The following is a 15,087-nucleotide window of genomic DNA, read 5'->3' as shown; positions in this document are numbered from 1 at the left end:
ACGGCGCGCCGGCCCGAACCGCGGTGGTTATCTAATTCGGTCGGTGGCCGAGGTGGCGAAACCGGTGGAACGGCTGCCCGGCGTGCCGGCGCCGACCGCAGCGAACCATGCGCGCGCATTGGCGACGTCGCGCGCGATCGCGGCGGTCAGCGTTTCGAGATCGACGAACTTCTCCTCGTCGCGCAGCTTCTTCAGAAATTCGACGCGCACGAGTTTGCCATACGCGTCGCCGTGCCAATCGAGCAGGTGCACTTCGAGCAGCACGCGGCCGGAATCATCGACGGTGGGGCGCAGGCCGAGGCTCGCGACGCCCGGCAGCGGTTGCTCGGCGATGCCGTGCACCTGTACGACGAAGATGCCGGCCAGTGCCGGACGCTTGTGCGCGATCGGCAGATTGAGCGTCGGAAAGCCGAGATCGCGGCCGAGCTTCATGCCATGGGTGACGTGGCCGCTGATCAGATAGTCGCGGCCGAGCGCTGCGCGCGCCGAGTCGAGGTCGCCCGCGACCAGCGCCGCGCGCACGCCCGAGCTCGAGATGCGCGCGCCCGACGGATCGGCGACCGTCGCCATCTGTTCGACTTCGAAACCGTACTGCTTGCCGGCCGTCCGCAGCGACGCGAAATCGCCGGCGCGCTTCGCGCCGTAGCGGAAGTCGTCGCCGATCATGATCCAGCGCGCGTGCAAGCCGTTGACGATGATCCGCTCGACGAACGCATCTGGCGACTGGCTCGCGAACGTGTGATTGAAGTGCTCGACGACGACCCGGTCGACCCCGTTGGTGCGCAGCGCCTCGAGCTTGTCGCGCAGCATTGCGATGCGCGGCGGCGCGCCGGCCGGGTTGAAGAACTCGCGCGGGTGCGGCTCGAAGGTCATCACGCAGACGGGCAGGCCACGCGCGCTCGCGGCCGCGCGCACGTGGGCGAGCAGAGCCTGGTGGCCGCGGTGGACACCGTCGAAGTTGCCGATGGTCAGCGCGCACGGCGCGCGGCTCTCGGCATTGGGAAGGCCGCGGAAGACTCTCACGATAGTGGGTTGCAGGCGTTGCTGCGATTGCAATAGGGGCGCGGGCGGGGTGCCGCAAAACAATCGATTATAAACGCTTGGCGCAACAGACGGCTGCGCGGTCGCGGTCCGGCGATTGCCGAATGATAAAATCCGCGCATGAAAAAACTCGTCATCCTGATTTCCGGGCGGGGTAGCAACATGGAAGCCATCGTGCGCGCCTGCGCGAGCGAGGGCTGGCCGGCGCGGGTCGCCGCCGTGATTGCTAACCGTCCCGATGCCGCGGGGCTCGCGTTCGCGGCGTCGCATGGCATCGCCACGGCGGTGGTCGACCACCGCCAGTTTCCGGATCGCGACAGCTTCGACACGGCACTCGCCGAGCAGATCGACGCCATCGCGCCGGACCTCGTCGTGCTCGCGGGCTTCATGCGCGTGCTGACCGAGCGCTTCGTCGACCACTACGCAGCGCGCATGCTGAACGTGCACCCGTCATTGCTGCCGAGCTTTCCGGGTCTGAAGACCCATCAGCAGGCGCTCGACGCCGGCGTGCGGTTCCACGGCGCGTCGGTGCATTTTGTCACATCAAAGCTGGATCACGGGCCGATCGTTTTGCAGTCGGCGGTGCCTGTCGAGGCGGGCGATACCGCACAGACGCTCGCCGCACGCGTGCTCGCCACCGAGCACATCATTTATCCACGCGCGGTGCGCTGGTTCGTCGAAGGGCGTCTCGCTCTGGACGGCTCGCGCGTCACGCTTACGCCGTCGGAGCCGCAATGGCTCTTTGCCGGTCACACCGCCGGAGAGGGCGCATGAGATTGCATGGTTTCCTGATTGGACAAACTGAAACGCTGCTGGCCGAAGTGCTGCGGCTGAACGGCCCCGCCGACGCCACCACGAGCCGCTTCTTCCGCGCGCATCCGAAGCTCGGGCACGCCGAGCGCGGCGTGATCGCCGAGGCGGTGTTCGCCGTGCTGCGCCGCCGGATGGAGTTCGCGCATCTGGCCGAAAGCGGCACTGGCAGCCCCGCGCGCCGCATGGCGCTGCTGGGCCTGATGCAGACGGCCGGACGCTCGGCGCTCAAGCCGTTCGTCACCGAGGCCGAGGCGACTTGGCTCGAACACGTGGCGAAGATCGACCCGGAAAGCCTGCCGCTGCGGATTCGCCTGAACCTGCCCGACTGGATCAGCCAGGCGCTCAGCTCGCGCTTCGAGGCCGCCGAGCTCGCGCAGCTGGCCGCCGCGCTGAACTACCCGGCGCCGCTCGATCTGCGCGCGAACCCGATCAAGGCGAGCCGCGACGACGTGCTGGGTGCGCTGTCGAAGGCGGGCATCGAGGCGGGCGCGACGCCGTTCGCGCCGCTCGGGGTGCGCGTGGTCGGCAAGCCGGCGCTCACCAAGCTCGACGCGTTCCAGCAGGGCTGGCTCGAAGTGCAGGACGAGGGCAGCCAGCTGCTGTGCTCGGTGGTCGCACCTCGGCGCGGCGAGATGATCGTCGATTTCTGTGCGGGCGCGGGCGGCAAGACGCTGGCGCTCGGCGCGGCAATGCGCTCGACCGGCCGGCTCTACGCGTTCGATATCTCCGAGCGGCGTCTCGCGAAGCTGAAGCCGCGTCTCGCGCGCAGCGGCCTGTCGAACGTGAACCCGGTGCTGATCGACAGCGAACACGACGCGAAGATCAAGCGTCTGGCTGGCAAGATCGACCGCGTGCTCGTCGATGCACCGTGCAGCGGCCTCGGCACGCTGCGCCGCAACCCGGATCTGAAGTGGCGCCAGTCGCCGGAGTCGATCGCCGAGCTGGCGCCGAAGCAGGCGTCGATTCTCACGAGCGCGGCGCGTCTCGTGAAGAAGGGCGGCCGGCTCGTCTATGCTACGTGCTCGATTCTCGAAGCCGAAAACGAGGCGGTCGTGCAGCGGTTCCTCGCCGATCACCCTGATTTCGCGCTGGTGCCGGTGCGCGACGTCCTTGCCGAGCAGCGTATCGAGCTGGAGATGGGCGACTACCTGTCGCTGTGGCCGCACCGCCACGCGACCGACGGCTTTTTCGCCGCCGTGCTCGAGCGCCAGAGCTAGGCAACCGGCTGCAGGCCGGCGCGCGGATTGGCGGATGAATCCGCGCGCGCCGGCCATTCCGGCGACATCCATGCATACGACTTTACCCACATGTTCAGCGACATCGCGCGCGACTTCGGTCAGCGCGGGATGCTGTGGCAGGTCGCGATCCTGCTTGCGACGCTGCTCGTCGCGTGGCTGCTCGCGCGGACGCTGCGCCGCCGCATCAAGCGGCCGCAATCGACGCGCTACGAGAGCCTGCGTTTCGGCATGGAAAGCCTCGACCGGGCGGCTTTTCCGCTGATCGGCGCGGCACTGGTGTGGCTCGCGCGGGCGATCGCCGGCCAGTTCATGGACACCGCGCTGCTCGATCTGGCGCTGGTGCCGCTCGCCGGCATTGGGCTGATCTACATCGCGTTCTTCTTCGGCGGGTGTTCAAGCGCGAAGGTGGCGAGCATCCGTGGCTGTTTCTCGTCGAGAAGATCGTGTCGGTGGTCGTGTGGATCGGCATGGTACTCACGCTGTTGGGCATTCAGAACGCCGTGATCGCGTGGATGGACAGCGTGAGCTTTGGCGCCGGTAATGCGCATATGACGCTGCTGTCGCTGATCACGGGGCTGTTGTGGGTCGCCGTCACGTTGATCGTCGCGATGTGGCTCGGCTCGTCGTTCGAAGATCGCCTGATGCGCACGAAGACGCTCGACGGGAATCTGAAGGTCGTGGTCGCGCGCGTCGGCCGAGCGGCCTTCGTGCTGGCGGCGATCCTGATCAGCCTGTCGATCGTCGGCATCGACATCACGGTGCTCGGCGTGTTCGGCGGCGCGCTCGGCGTCGGGCTCGGCTTCGGCATGCAGAAGATCGCGAGCAACTATGTATCGGGCTTCATCACCCTTCTCGATCGCTCGTTGCGGATCGGCGACACGATCAACGTGAGCGGCCTGCAGGGCCGCGTCACGCAGATCCGCACACGCTATACCGTGGCGCGCGGACTCGACGGCATCGAGACGCTGATTCCGAACGAAAAGCTGATCACCGACGTCGTGCAGAACCAGTCGTCGTATCTGACCCGCGGCTACGCGCGGGCGGCCGTGCAGATGCCTACACATCCGACGTCGAGCCGGCGATGACGCTGCTCGCCCAGGCCGCCGCCGACGTGCCGCGGGTGCTGCGCGAACTGGCGCCGACGCCATTTCTGGTCGGCTTTGGCCGGGACGGCATCAATCTCGGGTTGGGTTTCTGGATCGAAGATGCGGTGAGCGGCACGTGGCGTGCTCTCAACCGTCAACTGCAATATCTGGCGTCTCTTTTCCGAGCACGGCATCACTATTGCGCTCCCGCAACGCGAGGTGCGCATCGTCGGTCAGGCAAGCGGCCCAATGCCGCACCCGGTGGCGATGACCGATCCGATTTCCGACACCACGTCCGATCCCGCGCTCAGGCCCGCCAACCGTGCCGCCAACGACGGCCGTTAAGCCCCATTTCGCGCCGCGGCAAGGCATGCGCCAGTGCCCAGGCAATCGCTATCGACTTGATTGCGCACAAAAAATCCCTATTTGTTACAAACACTTGGAACCGTTCAAGTAGAATATCGTCCTATCCCGCTGTATGCTTTCACTTTCATGACACGCGCGCCGCGTGTGCTTCGTATCTCTCGTTCTGCAGGTAACTTACCTTGTTGAATTCTTTGCTCGATTTCCTTGCCCACGGGCTGCTGCGTTTCTCGTGGTGGCAACTCGTCGTGTACACGCTGATCGTGACGCACATCACGATTATCGGCGTGACCGTCTATCTGCATCGCTGCCAGGCGCATCGCGCGCTGGATCTGCACCCGATCGCCAGTCATTTTTTCCGCTTCTGGCTGTGGATGACCACCGGCATGCTGACCGGCCAGTGGGCCGCGATTCACCGCAAGCACCACGCGAAATGCGAGACCGAAGAGGATCCGCACAGCCCGCAGACGCGCGGCATCTGGAAGGTACTGCTCCAAGGCGCCGAGCTCTATCGCACCGAAGCGAAAAACGAAGAAACGATGCGCAAGTTCAGTCACGGTACACCGAACGACTGGATGGAGCGCAACGTCTACACGAAGTACCCGATTCTTGGCGTGAGCCTCATGATGGTGATCAACGTCGCGCTGTTCGGCGTCGTCGGCCTGACCATCTGGGCCGTGCAGATGGTGTGGATCCCTTTCTGGGCCGCGGGCGTGGTCAACGGCCTCGCGCACTTCTGGGGCTATCGCAACTTCAATTCGTCGGATGCGAGCACCAACATTTTCCCGTGGGGCATCATCATCGGTGGCGAAGAGCTGCATAACAATCACCACACGTATGCGACGTCGGCGAAGCTGTCGAACAAGTGGTACGAGTTCGACATTGGCTGGATGTACATCCGCATCATGCAGGCGTTTCGTCTGGCCAAAGTGAAGAAGGTCGCACCGACGCCGCGCCTGACCACCGGCAAGCTCGTGCTCGATCAGGACACGCTGCAGGCCGTGCTCGCGAACCGCTACGAAGTGATGGCGCGTTACGCGAAAGCGATCAAGCGCGCATACCGCCAGGAGCTCGCGCATCTGAAGGAAGTCGGCGCGCGCGAAAAGTATCAGGTGATGCGTGGTGCGCGCAGCTGGTTCCACAAGGAAGAGGCGGGCCTGAACGAGCCGCAGAAGCTCCAGCTGCCGCAGATTTTCGCGAACAGCCAGAAGCTGAAGACCTACATCGACATGCGCAACGAACTGGCGGCAATGTGGGAGCGCTCCAACGCGTCGCGCGAGCAATTGCTGGTGCAATTGCAGGACTGGTGCCATCGCGCAGAGCAGAGCGGTATCAAGGCGCTGCAAGACTTCGCGATGCGACTGCGTCGCTATGCCTGAAATCCATTAAAATTTCAGGACGTCACAAAACCCCGCGTTGGCGGGGTTCTGCATTTTTGGGCCGTGGAAATGCATTGCGCGTGTAGCGCGATCGGCAAGCCGCGGCGGCCAGGTGAGGGCAGAGGAGATGATGAAGCAGCAGGCGATCAGGACCGTCGAATTCGATCGGCCTCAGGCGCAGGGCACGACCTGCGGGATCGGGCAGGCGTGGGCGAAGGTGCCCGAGACGCCGTCGGCGGAAGAAAAGCGGGCGCTGAAGGCGCGCATTCGCGAATTACTCAAGCGCGAGAAAGCGGTGCTGGTCGCGCACTATTATGTCGACGCCGAATTGCAGGAACTCGCCGACGAAACCGGCGGTTGCGTGGCCGATTCGCTGGAAATGGCGCGCTTCGGCCGCGATCACGAGGCGCAGACGCTGGTGGTTGCGGGCGTGCGCTTCATGGGCGAGACCGCAAAAATCCTCAGTCCAGACAAGCGCATTCTGATGCCGGATCTGGATGCGACCTGTTCGCTCGACCTCGGTTGTCCGGTCGACGAGTTCTCGGCGTTCTGCGACGCACACCCGGACCGCACGGTGGTCGTGTACGCGAACACGAGCGCGGCCGTGAAGGCGCGCGCGGACTGGATGGTGACGTCGTCGATCGGGTTGGAGATCGTCGCCGATCTGCATGCGCGCGGCGAGAAGATCATCTGGGCGCCGGACCGTCATCTCGGCAGCTTCATCCAGGGCAAGACCGGCGCGGACATGCTGATGTGGCAGGGCTCGTGCCTCGTGCACGACGAATTCAAGGGCATCGAACTCGATCTGCTGCGCGCCGATTATCCGCACGCGAAGGTGCTCGTGCATCCGGAGTCGCCGGCCAACGTGGTCGCCCAGGCGGACGTGGTCGGCTCGACCACGCAGTTGATCGACGCCGCGCAGAAGCTCGACGCGACGCACTTCATCGTCGCGACCGACCTCGGCATCCTGCACAAGATGCAACTCGCCGCGCCCGGCAAGACGCTGATTGCCGCGCCGACGGCCGGCAACAGCGCGACCTGCAAGAGCTGCGCGCATTGCCCGTGGATGGCGATGAACGGACTCGCCAATCTGGCCGACGTGCTCGAGCGCGGCCACAACGAAATCTTCGTCGAGCGTGGGATCGGCGAGCGTGCGCGTCTGCCTATCGATCGCATGCTCGATTTCGCGGCGCGTCACAAGAAGCGCGTGCAGGCGAGCGGCGATCTCGCGCGCGACGCGCAACTGTATTCGAATGTGGGGGCAGCGTAATGAAGGTGGTGGAGAAGGCGCCTGAGCAGGTAGTGGCGCGCGAAGGGGCCGACGCAGTGTCGCCGCTTTTCGCGGCGATTCACGCGCAATATGGCGTGGCGTTCGACGCGGCGCTCGCACGCAATGTCGCCGATGCACTCGCCGAAGATATCGGCACCGGCGATCAGACCGGCCGCCTCGTGCCTGCCGATGACGTTCGCGACGCGCGCATCATCGTGCGCGAGGAAGCGGTACTGTGCGGCGTGCCGTGGTTCGATGCGGTGATGCGCGCGGTCGATCCTCGCATCGTAGTTCAATGGCGTTACCGCGAGGGCGACCGCATGAGCGCCGACACGACGGTCTGCGATCTTCGCGGGCCGGTGCGCGCGCTGCTGACCGCCGAGCGCAACGCGGTGAATTTCCTGCAGCTGCTGTCGGGCGTGGCGAGCGCGACGCGCCGCTATGTCGACGCGATTGCTCACACGCACGCGCGCGTTCTCGATACGCGCAAGACGCTCCCGGGCTTGCGGCTCGCGCAGAAGTACGCGGTGCGCATCGGCGGCGGTGCGAACCAGCGGCTCGCGCTGTACGACGGCATTCTGATCAAGGAAAACCATATCGCCGCGGCCGGCGGCTTGGGCGCGGCGATGGACGCGGCGCTCGCGTTGAATGCGGGCGTGCCGATCCAGATCGAAGTCGAAACGCTCGAACAACTGGAAACTGCGCTCGCGCATGGCGCGCAGTCGATCCTGCTCGACAACTTCTCGTTCGACATGATGCGCGACGCGGTTCGCATCACGGCCGGGCGCGCGGTGCTCGAAGTGTCCGGCGGCGTGAATTTCGAGACCGTGCGCACGATCGCGGAGACTGGCGTGGACCGCGTGTCGATTGGCGCACTGACCAAAGACGTGCGCGCGACCGACTACTCGATGCGGATCGTTTGAGCGCCGCGCGTTTTAGCGCGACAGTCGACGCTCGTGACGACTTAACAAGGCCATTGCCGGAGCTTACCGGCAATGGCCTTGTCGTTTGTGGCGTCGTTTCAGCGTGTATTTCGGCCCAAGGCTGTCAGGGATTCGGCCTGTGTACATACTTCGGCGTGAGCACCGTCGGTAGCGCCTTGGGTAATGTGGACGGCCAGTCGCGGCTGAAATGCAGGCCGCGGCTTTCGCGCCGCGAGCGCGCGCTGTCCACGATCAGCGACGCCACATCGACCAGATTGCGCAGTTCCAGCAGATCGCGGCTCACCTTGAAGTTCGCGTAGTACTCGTGGATCTCGTCGCGCAGCAACGCGAGCCGATGCTTCGCGCGCTCGAGTCGCTTGTCGGTGCGCACGATACCGACGTAGTTCCACATCAGCCGGCGCAGTTCGTCCCAGTTGTGCGCGACCACGACCTCCTCGTCCGGATCGGACACGCGGCTTTCGTCCCAGGCCGGCAGCGGCGCGTGAACGGCGGCAGCGAAGCCTTCCTCTTCGATCGCCTTGGCGGCGGAGCGGCCGGTCACGAGGCATTCGAGCAGCGAATTGCTGGCAAGTCGGTTCGCGCCGTGCAGGCCGGTGCAGGACGTTTCGCCGACTGCGTAGAGACCCGCGAGATCGGTGCGGCCCGCCAGATCGGTGACGACGCCGCCGCACGTGTAATGCGCGGCCGGTACCACTGGAATCGGCTCTTTCGTGATGTCGATGCCGAACTCGCGGCAGCGTGCCAGGATCGTCGGGAAATGCTCGTGCAGGAACGCGGCCGGCTGGTGGCTGATGTCGAGGTACACGCAATCGATGCCGCGTTTCTTGATCTCGAAATCGATCGCCCGCGCGACGATGTCGCGCGGCGCAAGCTCCGCGCGCTCGTCGTGATTGGGCATGAAGCGCGTGCCATCCGGCAGTTTCAGAATGCCGCCTTCGCCGCGCACTGCTTCCGAAATCAGGAACGACTTCGCGTATGGGTGAAACAGGCACGTCGGGTGGAACTGGATGAATTCCATGTTCGACACGCGGCAACCGGCGCGCCATGCCATCGCGATGCCGTCGCCGGTCGCGGTGTCGGGGTTGGTCGTGTACAGGTAGACCTTGCCGGCGCCGCCGGTCGCGAGCACCGTATGCGGCGCTTCGATCGTAACGGTGCGGCCGCTTTGCAGATCGAGCGCATACAGACCATGGCAGCGGCGGCCGGGCAGGCCGAGGCGTTCGGACGTGATCAGGTCGATTGCGTGATGGTCTTCGAACAGCGTGATGTTCGGATGCTGGCGCACCTGCTCGCTGAGCGTGGCGACGACCGCATGGCCGGTCGCGTCGGCCGCGTGAATGATCCGGCGATGGCTATGGCCGCCTTCGCGCGTCAAATGAAAGCCCAGTTCGGCGGCCTCGTCTTTCGTGAACGGCACGCCCTGTCCGATCAGCCATTCGATCGCGGCGCGCCCATGCTCGACGATAAAGCGTGTCGCCGCCTCGTCGCACAGGCCGCCGCCTGCGGTCAGCGTATCGCGCACGTGATTCTCGACGCTGTCCGCCGAATCGAGCACCGCGGCGATGCCGCCTTGCGCCCAGTCGCTCGCGCCTTCGGTCAGCGATCGCTTGGCGATCACAGCAACGCGCCGTGTCTGCGCGAGATTGAGCGCGACGCTCAAACCAGCCAGACCGCTACCGACAATCGCCACATCGAATTCCATTGCCCACATCTCCGTCTTTCGTTTTGCGATGACGGCGCGCGAACCGCACGCCGCGAAAACGACAAAGGATACGCGCCGCATCGCCCTGGCGAAAGCTGGCCAAACGGAATAGGGCGATTCGCGCGCGCCTTGCGGAGCTATCGCGAGGTCCGCGCAAAAACAAAAAAGCCTCGCACGAATGCGAGGCCTTTCATGTTTTTGCCTTCGTCAGGCTGGACAGCCAAGATTACTTGATCTTGGTTTCCTTGTAGTCAACGTGCTTGCGGATGACCGGATCAAATTTCTTGATCAGCATCTTTTCCGGCATGTTGCGTTTGTTCTTCGTGGTCGTGTAGAAGTGACCCGTGCCTGCGGTCGATTCCAGCTTGATCTTGTCGCGTGCGCCTTTCGCCATGATTTACTCCTTAGGCTTCACCGCGTGCGCGCAAATCTGCGAGCACAGCGTCGATACCGTTCTTGTCGATCAGGCGCAGACCGGCGTTCGAAACGCGCAGACGCACCCAACGGTTTTCGCTTTCCACCCAGATACGGCGGTTTTGCAGGTTCGGCAGGAACCGGCGCTTGGTCTTGTTGTTCGCGTGGGAAACGTTGTTGCCGCTCATCGGCGCTTTCCCAGTTACTTGGCATACGCGTGCCATGAGAGCACTCCTAATACGCTAATTCTGAGTTCGAACGCCGTGAAAGTTTCCCGAAAAGAGCCGCGCTGAAAGTGTGCGAAGTTGCGCCGAATTTGCATCGAGACACTTCGCTACCACAGCTGCCTGACCTTTGCGGAACGCCTTGATGGCTTCGGAACAGGGGGTTGGAAATAGGCAAACCGGAATTCTAGCAGAAAAAAAGCCGCAAAATCAAACCTTATTTGCGATGCGGGACGCTGCGCCGTACGGCGGCCATTCCGCTTCCCGCGCTCGGGCGGGCTTGCGCGCGAGCCCCGGCCAGCCGGCGCGGGCGAACGAATATACGGTGTCCGCGCCGATCACCAGATGATCGATCAACTGCACATCGACGAGCGCGAGCGCGTCGCGCAGCGTCTGCGTGAGGCGGCAGTCGCTGGCACTCGGCTCGACGGCGCCGGACGGATGATTATGCGCGACGATCAGGCTGGCCGCGTTCGCGGCGAGCGCCCGCCGCACGATCTCGCGCGGATACACGGCCATGCGCGTGAGCGAGCCGCGCGCGCTTTCCTCGCAGCGGATCAGCCGATGCCGGGCGTCGAGAAACAGCGACACGAACACCTCCTGCGGCTGTCCGCCGATCAGAAGGCGCAGATAACTTTCGACCGCTTCGGGCGAATTCATTAGCGGGCGCTTGCGCATCTTGTCGACCAGCGAGCGACGCGCCATTTCCATGATCGCGAGTAATTGCGCTTTTTTCGCGGGGCCGATGCCGCGAATGCCGTCGAAGTCCGCATAAGTCGCGTCGAGCATCGCGCGCAGGGAGCCGAAGCGATCCAGCAGCGCCCGCGCGACGCTGAACACGTCGTGACCGGGCAGGCCAGAGCCGAGCACGAGCGCGATCATTTCGGTGTCCGACAGCACGTCGGGGCCCTGCTCGATCAGTCGCTCGCGCGGCATGTCGCGCCGGAGCCATTTACCCCGAAACAGTTGCCGCCGGCAGCGGGCGGTGGAGTCGGCGGCTTCTGACGGGGCCTCGGCCGACCGATTCGCGGCGGCTTTCACGCCGCCTCCGGCGCGTGCCGGCGCCTTCGGTCGTCGCAGCGTTGGCGCAGGTGTTTCGTCGATTGTGCTGGCGAAATCAGCCATATATATAGAGTCCTCCGCGTAAGGTTGACGGCGCACGCGGCGCAATGCGCCGCCGGGCCGTGCCGCCCTCGCGCGCGACGGACTCAAGCCGGCGCCCGCTAGGTGGCTTACAATAGACACTTTGCGCACGGCACGCCGACGGTTTGCCACACGCGTCGACTGCCCCGCGGCGCACGCGTGCAGCGCTTCGACTGAGCGAGCATTGCATGAGCATCATCGATATTTCCGAGGTGAAACCCGGTTCACACGTCACGCTGCATTACCGGCTTTCCCTTGCCGATGGCGCCGAAGTGATCAACACGTTCAACGACAAGCCGGCCACGCTGCTGCTCGGCGCCGGTCAACTGGCGCCGCCGCTGGAAGATATTTTGCTGGGTTTGAAGGTGGGCCGCCATTCGACCTTTCAGCTAGCGCCGGGCCAGGCGTTCGGCCCGCGCAATCCGGATCTGATCCAGCGCGTGTCCCTCGCCACGCTGCGGGAGAACAGCATGATCGGCGAGGATTTTTCCCCGGGTGACCTGATCGAATTCAACGCGCCGGGCGGCGGGCGCTATGCCGGCGTACTGAAGGAAGTTGGCGAAACGTCGGCCCTATTCGATTTCAATCACCCGCTTGCCGGCCAGGCGCTGGCGTTTGAAGTGAAAATCATCGGGATTCTGTAAACATGAGCATCACGGATACGACTCTTGCCGAAGCGGAGATCCTGCTGGCCCAGCCACGCGGGTTCTGCGCCGGCGTCGACCGGGCGATCGAGATCGTCGAGCGGGCCATCAAGCTGTATGGCTCGCCGATCTACGTGCGTCACGAAATCGTCCATAACGCCTATGTGGTCGAAGACCTGCGCAAGAAGGGTGCGATCTTCATCGAGAACCTGGACGAAGTGCCGGCGGGCAACACGGTGATCTTCAGCGCGCATGGCGTGTCGAAGGCCGTGCGCTCGGAGGCGGAGTCGCGCGGGCTGCGGGTGTACGACGCCACCTGTCCGCTCGTGACCAAGGTGCATATCGAAGTCGCGAAGATGCGCCAGGACGGTTTCGACATCGTGATGATCGGCCACAAGGGCCATCCGGAAGTCGAAGGCACGATGGGCCAGGCGGCCGAGGGCATGCATCTGGTCGAGGACATCGAGGATGTGCAGGCGTTGCAGCTCGCCGATCCGGAGCGGATCGCCTTCGTCACGCAAACCACGCTGTCGGTCGACGACGCCGCCGAAATCATCGGCGCGCTGAAGGCCAAGTACCCGTCCATCCGTGAGCCGAAGAAGCAGGACATCTGCTACGCCACGCAGAATCGCCAGGACGCAGTGAAGTTCATGGCGCCGCAGTGCGACGTCGTGATCGTCGTCGGCAGTCCGAACAGCTCGAATTCGAACCGCTTGCGCGAGCTCGCCGAGAAGCTCGGCGTGCCAGCCTATATGGTCGATTCGCCCGATCAGATCGATCCGGTTTGGGTCGAGGGCAAGCGCCGCATTGGCGTGACCGCCGGTGCGTCGGCGCCGGAGGTACTGGCGCAGGCGGTGATCGCGCGTTTGCGCGAACTGGGTGTGCGCAACGTGCGCGCGCTCGAGGGCATCGAGGAAAACATCGCGTTTCCGCTGCCACGCGGGCTCGGTCTGCCAGCCTGACAATCCGTTAGCTACACTGAAAGGAAAGCGCGCCCGTGGGCGCGCTTTTTTTATGCCCGTGCCCGACGAACCTCTGATTAAATTAAGTGCCACATCGAATGACCGGTCAACTTTCGGTGGTCTCGCGCACAAATTATTTTGAATGGTGATCGGGGCTTTTATCGATTTTGGCGCGATGCGTCCCCGTTTTAAGCTCGCCAAAGCTTTAAGACGGATTGAGAATGCACTGAATTGGTGCAATTTGCCGAGCGCGCGCTAAATGGTCATACCCGACGCAAAGCCCGGCCTATCCGGGATTCGCGCCGATCGCCCGCAACACTTGATGCCAGCGGGTTCGGCGCCGGTGCAACTGGTGCACGAAAACGGATCGCAACCAGGTTGCGCCTTTTGACGGATTTCGCTCTCAAAATCAGGTTGCAATGCAGGAAAACCCCACCGGTTCAACAATATTGCCACCCGCATAATTGGAGTTACAATGCGCGCGTTCTCAAGGCCTTGAGGTCCTGGACAGTGGATTTTGCAAGGCGCAGGAGACCTTACTTGATGCGAGTCAAATTTGCTTACGCCGTGTCCATCGCGGCCACGGTTGCGATGCTGACCGCGTGCGGCAAGAAACAGGATGGCGAAGCGGGAACGGGCACATCGGGGGCCTCGGCCGCGGCGGTTGCCGCCGCGAGCGAAGCGACTATCGTGAAGATCGGTCATGCGGCTCCGTTGACGGGCGGCATCGCGCACCTGGGCAAGGACAACGAAAATGGGGCGCGCCTCGCGGTCGAAGAAATCAATGCGCAGGGTTTGACGATCGACGGTCGCAAGATCCAGCTGCAACTCGACGCGCAGGACGATGCAGCGGACCCGAAAACCGGCACCGCCGTCGCGCAGAAGCTGGTCGACGATCACGTGGTCGCGGTGATCGGACACCTGAACTCCGGGGTCTCGATTCCGGCGTCGAAGATCTATAGCGACGCGAGCATCGTCGAGATCTCGCCGTCGTCGACGAATCCGGCCTATACGCAGCAAGGGTTCAAGACGACCTATCGGGTGGTCGCGACCGACGCGCAGCAGGGTCCGGCGCTCGCCAATTACGCGACGAAGGCGCTGGGCGCCAAACGCATCGCGGTCGTGGACGATGCGACCGCCTACGGCAAAGGTCTCGCGGACGAGTTCACGAAGACCGCCGAGGCGAGCGGCGCGAAGATCGTCGCGCGGGAGGCGACGAGCGACAAGGCCACGGATTTCCGGGCCATTCTCACGAAGATCAAGAGTGTTCAGCCGGACGCCATCATGTTCGGCGGCATGGACGCGACGGGCGGCCCGTTTACGAAGCAGGCGGCGGCGCTCGGTATCAGGGCAAAAATCCTTGGCGGCGACGGTGTGTGTACCGACAAGGTAGGTGAGCTGGCGGGTAGCGCCGTGCAAAACCTGGTCTGTTCGGAAGCAGGACTCGCGCTTTCGAAAATGACCAATGGAGCGGACTTCGAAAAGAAGTACGAGGACCGCTTCCACACGCCGGTGCAGATTTACGCGCCGTTCACGTATGACGCTGTGTACGTGATCGTCGATGCAATGAAGCGCGCTAATTCTATCGAGGCGCCCAAGGTGCTGGCTGCGATGCCTTCGACCGATTACAACGGGGTAATCGGCCACATCGCGTTCGACGACAAGGGTGATTTGAAAGAGGGCGCCATTACGCTTTACGACTTCAAGGACGGCAAGAAAGCAGTGCTCGACGTCGTAAAGATGTGATGACGGGAAGTTCGGCCTGACGGCACCGACACCATCCAACGGTGCCGTTTTTGCATCCGCCCAAGGTGAGCTCGCGACCGCATCACGGTCGTCAGGGCAAGCCGGCAACGGATAACCCT

13 protein-coding genes and 1 pseudogene are annotated in these 15,087 nt (G+C 64.0%); 9 read left to right on the top strand and 5 right to left on the bottom strand.

Features of this window, described 5'->3' with window-relative positions; genetic code table 11:
- Positions 1-27: 27 nt before the first annotated feature.
- The gene (locus F6X40_RS31225) at positions 28-1,023 is read right to left on the bottom strand and encodes a bifunctional riboflavin kinase/FAD synthetase (protein WP_187630478.1); all 996 of its coding nucleotides are present in this window, start codon (positions 1,021-1,023) and stop codon (positions 28-30) included.
- Between the two features lie 138 nt (positions 1,024-1,161).
- On the opposite strand from F6X40_RS31225, the gene purN reads away from it, so the two are divergent.
- The 6 genes and pseudogenes from purN to nadC all read left to right on the top strand — a co-directional run bounded on the left by purN (position 1,162) and on the right by nadC (position 8,112).
- Positions 1,162-1,815 carry a phosphoribosylglycinamide formyltransferase gene (purN, locus tag F6X40_RS31220; protein ID WP_187630477.1) on the top strand — a complete coding sequence of 218 codons (654 nt, stop codon included), beginning with the start codon at positions 1,162-1,164 and terminating at the stop codon, positions 1,813-1,815.
- Positions 1,812-3,071: an RsmB/NOP family class I SAM-dependent RNA methyltransferase gene (locus F6X40_RS31215; protein WP_184023137.1), complete on the top strand. Its 1,260-nt coding sequence runs from the start codon at positions 1,812-1,814 to the stop codon at positions 3,069-3,071. Before purN ends, F6X40_RS31215 begins: the two co-directional genes overlap by 4 nt.
- 90 nt (positions 3,072-3,161) lie before the next feature.
- Positions 3,162-4,522: pseudogene (locus F6X40_RS31210) on the top strand (mechanosensitive ion channel family protein).
- A 200-nt stretch (positions 4,523-4,722) separates the two neighbouring features.
- Positions 4,723-5,919, top strand: a complete 1,197-nt coding sequence (locus F6X40_RS31205) for an acyl-CoA desaturase (protein ID WP_184072649.1) — start codon at positions 4,723-4,725, stop codon at positions 5,917-5,919.
- 130 nt (positions 5,920-6,049) lie between these two features.
- Positions 6,050-7,189 (top strand): quinolinate synthase NadA, encoded by a 1,140-nt coding sequence (nadA, locus tag F6X40_RS31200; RefSeq protein WP_187630486.1) that lies wholly within the window; start codon positions 6,050-6,052, stop codon positions 7,187-7,189.
- Positions 7,189-8,112 (top strand): carboxylating nicotinate-nucleotide diphosphorylase, encoded by a 924-nt coding sequence (gene nadC / locus F6X40_RS31195; RefSeq protein WP_184023141.1) that lies wholly within the window; start codon positions 7,189-7,191, stop codon positions 8,110-8,112. Before nadA ends, nadC begins: the two co-directional genes overlap by 1 nt.
- A gap of 124 nt (positions 8,113-8,236) precedes the next feature.
- Here nadC and nadB read toward each other — a convergent pair whose 3' ends face one another.
- The 4 genes from nadB to radC all read right to left on the bottom strand — a co-directional run bounded on the left by nadB (position 8,237) and on the right by radC (position 11,598).
- Entirely contained in the window at positions 8,237-9,835 is a 1,599-nt protein-coding gene (gene nadB / locus F6X40_RS31190) for an L-aspartate oxidase (protein ID WP_187630476.1), read from the bottom strand.
- 226 nt (positions 9,836-10,061) lie between these two features.
- Positions 10,062-10,229 carry a 50S ribosomal protein L33 gene (rpmG, locus tag F6X40_RS31185; protein ID WP_008919555.1) on the bottom strand — a complete coding sequence of 56 codons (168 nt, stop codon included), beginning with the start codon at positions 10,227-10,229 and terminating at the stop codon, positions 10,062-10,064.
- 10 nt (positions 10,230-10,239) lie between these two features.
- Positions 10,240-10,473, bottom strand: a complete 234-nt coding sequence (rpmB, locus tag F6X40_RS31180) for a 50S ribosomal protein L28 (RefSeq protein ID WP_007180631.1) — start codon at positions 10,471-10,473, stop codon at positions 10,240-10,242.
- Between the two features lie 210 nt (positions 10,474-10,683).
- Positions 10,684-11,598 (bottom strand): RadC family protein, encoded by a 915-nt coding sequence (gene radC, locus F6X40_RS31175; RefSeq protein ID WP_184072717.1) that lies wholly within the window; start codon positions 11,596-11,598, stop codon positions 10,684-10,686.
- A 206-nt stretch (positions 11,599-11,804) separates the two neighbouring features.
- On the opposite strand from radC, the gene F6X40_RS31170 reads away from it, so the two are divergent.
- The 3 genes from F6X40_RS31170 to F6X40_RS31160 all read left to right on the top strand — a co-directional run bounded on the left by F6X40_RS31170 (position 11,805) and on the right by F6X40_RS31160 (position 14,968).
- A complete protein-coding gene (locus tag F6X40_RS31170; protein ID WP_184072644.1) occupies positions 11,805-12,260 on the top strand; it encodes a peptidylprolyl isomerase in 456 nt (151 codons plus the stop codon).
- A 2-nt stretch (positions 12,261-12,262) separates the two neighbouring features.
- Entirely contained in the window at positions 12,263-13,222 is a 960-nt protein-coding gene (gene ispH, locus F6X40_RS31165) for a 4-hydroxy-3-methylbut-2-enyl diphosphate reductase (protein WP_184006365.1), read from the top strand.
- Between the two features lie 543 nt (positions 13,223-13,765).
- Complete coding sequence (locus F6X40_RS31160) at positions 13,766-14,968, top strand: branched-chain amino acid ABC transporter substrate-binding protein (RefSeq protein ID WP_187630475.1); 1,203 nt, start codon at positions 13,766-13,768, stop codon at positions 14,966-14,968.
- Positions 14,969-15,087 lie beyond the last annotated feature (119 nt).

Origin of the sequence: Paraburkholderia sp. UCT31 (assembly GCF_014397655.1) — a bacterium.
GTDB classification, from domain to species: domain Bacteria; phylum Pseudomonadota; class Gammaproteobacteria; order Burkholderiales; family Burkholderiaceae; genus Paraburkholderia; species Paraburkholderia tuberum.
Note: the sequence above shows the minus strand (reverse complement) of the source record. Positions and strands in the feature narration are given on the sequence as shown.

Bases quoted from the DNA above. Each gene is read 5' to 3' on its own strand.
- purN (WP_187630477.1), top strand. From the start codon at position 1,162: ATGAAAAAACTCGTCATCCTGATTTCCGGGCGGGGTAGCAACATGGAA.
- F6X40_RS31215 (WP_184023137.1), top strand. From the start codon at position 1,812: ATGAGATTGCATGGTTTCCTGATTGGACAAACTGAAACGCTGCTGGCC.
- nadA (WP_187630486.1), top strand. From the start codon at position 6,050: ATGAAGCAGCAGGCGATCAGGACCGTCGAATTCGATCGGCCTCAGGCG.
- nadC (WP_184023141.1), top strand. From the start codon at position 7,189: ATGAAGGTGGTGGAGAAGGCGCCTGAGCAGGTAGTGGCGCGCGAAGGG.
- nadB (WP_187630476.1), bottom strand. From the start codon at position 9,835: ATGGAATTCGATGTGGCGATTGTCGGTAGCGGTCTGGCTGGTTTGAGC.
- rpmG (WP_008919555.1), bottom strand. From the start codon at position 10,229: ATGGCGAAAGGCGCACGCGACAAGATCAAGCTGGAATCGACCGCAGGC.
- rpmB (WP_007180631.1), bottom strand. From the start codon at position 10,473: ATGGCACGCGTATGCCAAGTAACTGGGAAAGCGCCGATGAGCGGCAAC.
- radC (WP_184072717.1), bottom strand. From the start codon at position 11,598: ATGGCTGATTTCGCCAGCACAATCGACGAAACACCTGCGCCAACGCTG.
- F6X40_RS31170 (WP_184072644.1), top strand. From the start codon at position 11,805: ATGAGCATCATCGATATTTCCGAGGTGAAACCCGGTTCACACGTCACG.
- ispH (WP_184006365.1), top strand. From the start codon at position 12,263: ATGAGCATCACGGATACGACTCTTGCCGAAGCGGAGATCCTGCTGGCC.
- F6X40_RS31160 (WP_187630475.1), top strand. From the start codon at position 13,766: ATGCGAGTCAAATTTGCTTACGCCGTGTCCATCGCGGCCACGGTTGCG.